Source organism: Micromonospora sp. NPDC047753 (assembly GCF_040642735.1).
Classification (GTDB): domain Bacteria; phylum Actinomycetota; class Actinomycetes; order Mycobacteriales; family Micromonosporaceae; genus Micromonospora.
Genome location: NZ_JBEYSL010000574.1, coordinates 1 through 3,891 on the forward strand (window position 1 = coordinate 1; position 3,891 = coordinate 3,891).

Genomic DNA, 3,891 nt, shown 5'->3' on the forward strand with positions numbered 1-3,891 from the left:
GGAGCTTGCCGTCCAGCCGGTCGCGCCGGATTCGAAGCCCGGGTTGGCCAGCTTCGGCCCGGTCGTCGGCGAGCGCGGCGACCGGCGGCGCGCCGGCCGCACGGCCGCCGCTGGTCTCGGTGACCGCCCGGTAGGGGTTCAACACTCCGGCGCCGTACCCGCCGCCCCGGCCCGCGCCCGGAGCTGGGTCGGCGGTGGCGATGATCCGCTCCGCCACCTGGGCGGCGGTCAGCTCCGGCCGGTACTCCCGCAGCAACGCGGCGGTGGCGGCCACGAAGGGCGCCGCGTAACTGGTCCCCTCGACCCGATGGTGGCCGACACCGGGTGCGGCGGTCAGCACCTCGCTGCCCGGAGCGACAAGATCGACGTACGAGCCGGTCTGCGAGAACGCCGCCCGCCCGCCGTCCGCCCCGATCGCGCCCACGCCGAGCACCCCGTCGTAGCCGGCGGGGAACGGTCGGGGGTCCCCACTGTCGTGCAGGTTGCCGGCGGCGGCCACCAGCACCACGTCCCGCTCGACCGCGTACCGCACCGCCGACCGGACCTCCGGGTCGTCCGCGTACAGCACGACGGACAGGTTCACCACGTCGGCGTCATGGTCGACGGCCCACCGGATGGCCCGGGCGAACTCGTCGGCGCTGACCGTACGCCCCGACTCCCGCCCCTTCACGACCTGCTGTTCACTCACCCGAACCGGCAGGATTCGGGCACCCGGTGCCAGGCCGCGGAAGGCGACGTCGGGGCGGGGTGCCGCGGCGATGATGCTCGCCACACCGGTGCCGTGCCCGGCGCAGTCCCGACCGCCGTCCCCGCCGGGGTCGAGCAGGTCGGTGCCGGCCAGCACCCTCCCAGCCAGTTGCGGGTGCACCCGGTCCACCCCGGAGTCGACCACCGCGACCGTCACCCCGTCGCCGGTGGCCAGCGGCGCGAGCCGCGCCGGGTCGTACCGTTGCTGTGGCCAGGGCCTGGCGGCGACCGGCCGGACGGGGGCGAGTGGGGTCGCGCAGGCCGGTGCCGACGCGCCGAGACCGGCGGTGGCGGCGACGGTCGGAAGGGCCGGTACGGTCAACAGGCTGGCGGCCAGACCTGCGAGGACCGGGCGCGTGATCGATCGGGACATCGACACCCTCCGTATCGTGTCGGCTCCGAAACGGGATGTTATCGCCTCCCTCGGGCCCTGGCAGGCCGCCGCCGGCCAGCCATTGTGATCTTGGTACCACCTTGTAGGTTGTACGCGATACCTGTGGCCTGTTCTCGGAAGGGGAGGTGGCCGTGACCGCATGGGAACCGGCCACGGAGGCCGAGGTGGCGATGCGCGACGCGCTGCGCGCAAACGACCAGGAGCTCTACTTCCGGCTCCTGTCCCGCACCGATGTGCTGCTGCCGGTCTCCGCGCCGACGCAGCCCGGCCAGCCACCTGCCGGATGGGGCACCTGGACCACCGGCGGCCGGACCCACGTCCTGGCCTTCACCTCCGCCGCCGCGCTGCGAGCCTGCCTCGGCGACCACGCCGGCAGCAACCGACGCATCCCCTTCGCCGACCTCGCGGCCAGCTGGCCCAACCACGAGTGGTGGCTCGCCGTCAATCCGGGTCTGCCGGTCGAGGGTTACCTGCCGGCCTGGTTCGTGTCGCAGTTGTCCCGAGGTGACGTGCGGCTGCCCGGCCGTGCCATGGGTGCCCGCGCTCGCCTGGAGCGGGCCGAGACCCTGGCCCGCACCCGGCCCGGCGCGCCACTGCGGGACACCGCCACTGCCGCTGGATCACCTCCCGTGACGGGGGTGGCCCCGTCCGTGCCCGAGAGCGCTCCGCTCGCACCCCGAAGGCCCGCGCGGAGCCCGGGCCCTCGGGTGGGTGTCCCGCCGGTGCCGGGTCCGGCGCCCCGGCCACCCGCCTCTGCTGAGCCGCCGCGCCGACCTGGCGAGGAGGACCTGCCCGCCGCCGGTCAGCGGCACCCGACCGAACCGCCTCGACCCGCCCCAGGCCTCGGAGCACTGCCCCGCACCGGCCGGCCGTCCCGGTTCACCCCGTTGGCTACCGCCGGCCCCACCACCGACCAGGCTGGGCCGGGTGCGGGCTGGCCGGCAGCGACCCGGCCGGGCGACGTCGACGGCCCCGCCCCGGCCAACGGCAACGGTGGCCCCCAGGCCGCGCCTCGGCGCTCCTTCTTCGACCCCACTCCGGCCCGCGACCCGGCCGCGAGCGGCGGACGCCCCGGTGACCGGGCGGCCCCGCCGACCCGGTTCGGTCGAGGCAGCCAGCCCTTCCCTCGCCGCCGACCAGCCGATGCGCCGGCCGACGAGTCAGCGACGCGGGCCTTTCCGATGGCGGCGGACCCGGCCGCCACCCAGCCGGTACGACGGCCGGAGGGCGGCCTCGGCGCGCCTCGCGGGATGGACGTGCCGCCGTCCGGCGAGGAGATCACCCAGCCGCTGCCGCCGCGCCGGCACAACCCGCTGGCTGAGGAGCCCACCCGCGCGTTCCGGGTGACCGGTGAGCCTCGCCCGACCGGTGCGCCCGGACGGGCATCGGCGGAGGAGACGCAGGCGATTCCCCAGGACCGGCCGGGCCGGTTCGAGCCGGTGGAGGATCCGCCGGTGTCCGTCGCGGAACCGGTCTCCGGGCCGCCTGCGCCGCGCCGAGGCTTCACGCCCATCGTCATCGAGGGCACCATCATCGAGTCCCGCGACCTCACCGACCCGGTCGAGAGCAGCGCGCCGGTCGACGCGCCCCGGCGGCCCAGCCCCACCGAGGCCGCCCCGCCGCCGTTCGGCTCGACGCCCCCCGGTCCGGGCCTGTTCACGGCGTCCCCCAGCCCCGCTGAGGCCGCTCCGCCGCCGTTCGCCAGCCCTGGTCCCTTCGCACCTCCGTCCTTCAGCCCCGATCAGCCCGCCCCTAGCCCGTCCGTCCCGCAGCCCGTGGTTCCGGCCGAGTCCGGCGGCGTCGGCGATGGCCTGGGCAACCTGGGGGCCGACGTCCCGCTCAGTGACGATCGCTCCGACAGCGAGGGCTCGTCGGGAAGCCCGGCCGGCGGCGAGAGCATGACCGCGGACGACGGCACCTACCCGCCTGCCGACGAGCCGCCGCCGGTCGAGTTCGAGCCGGCGAACACGGTCGAGGAAGACCTGCTCAATGCCGCCGGCTCGGGCAGCACCGACACGTTCCTGTCCACCCTGCTGCTTGCTCGGGTGCTGCTGCCGGCGGCACCGGACTCGGCGCGGGGAAGCCGCCCCGGGGATCCCGGCTTCGTCTGGCGTACCGGGCAGCTCGACGGCGAGACGTACGTGGTGGTCTACACGTCGTCGGAGCGCCTCGCCGACCATGTCGAGGGGGACATCGACACGGTCCGGGTGAAGTTCGCCCAACTGATCAGGCGCTGGCCCGACGAGGACTGGTCCTTCGCCGTCAACCCGGGCACGCCAGTGGGTGCCAAGTTGCCCGGCGAGCAGATCGTCGCGTTGGCCAACTGGGCCGCCGAGGTGGGGCTCGGGGACGACCTGGAAGTGGACCAGGTGGAAGCGCCGGCCGTGGCCGAACCGGCCGCCCGTCCCCGGTACGCCCCCGCAGCGGTCGACCCGACCCGGCCGACGGTCATGCAGAAGGCGATCGCCCCCAGCCAGCTCGCGTACTACCTGGATCGTGGGTACGACCGGGTGTCCGGGTTCGTGCACCGGGCCGGTGAGCTGTCCCACCTGACCACACCGGCTCAGCTGCACGAGGCGCTGGGCCTGAGCTACCCCGGCTCGCCGTTCGCCCAGGACGCCGAGGAGATCTACGTGCTGCGCTGGCCGGCGCACCGGCCGAGCCTCTACCGCATCCCGTACGGCGGTCAGAACGAGCCAGCGATGCGGGCCATGGAGGGCTGGGTCATCGAACGCCCGCCGTTCCGGGGC

General features: G+C 75.3%; 2 protein-coding genes. One reads left to right on the top strand and one right to left on the bottom strand.

The annotated features are described in order from the left end of the window. Positions 1 to 1,120 (bottom strand): type VII secretion-associated serine protease mycosin (mycP, locus tag ABZ749_RS31125; RefSeq protein WP_357234044.1); only part of this gene is annotated, 1,120 nt, incomplete at its 3' end. A gap of 152 nt (positions 1,121 to 1,272) precedes the next feature. On the opposite strand from mycP, the gene ABZ749_RS31130 reads away from it, so the two are divergent. Continuing rightward, positions 1,273 to 3,891, top strand: a 2,619-nt coding sequence (locus ABZ749_RS31130; RefSeq protein ID WP_357234047.1) for an SseB family protein, incomplete at its 3' end; no start/stop codon positions are given.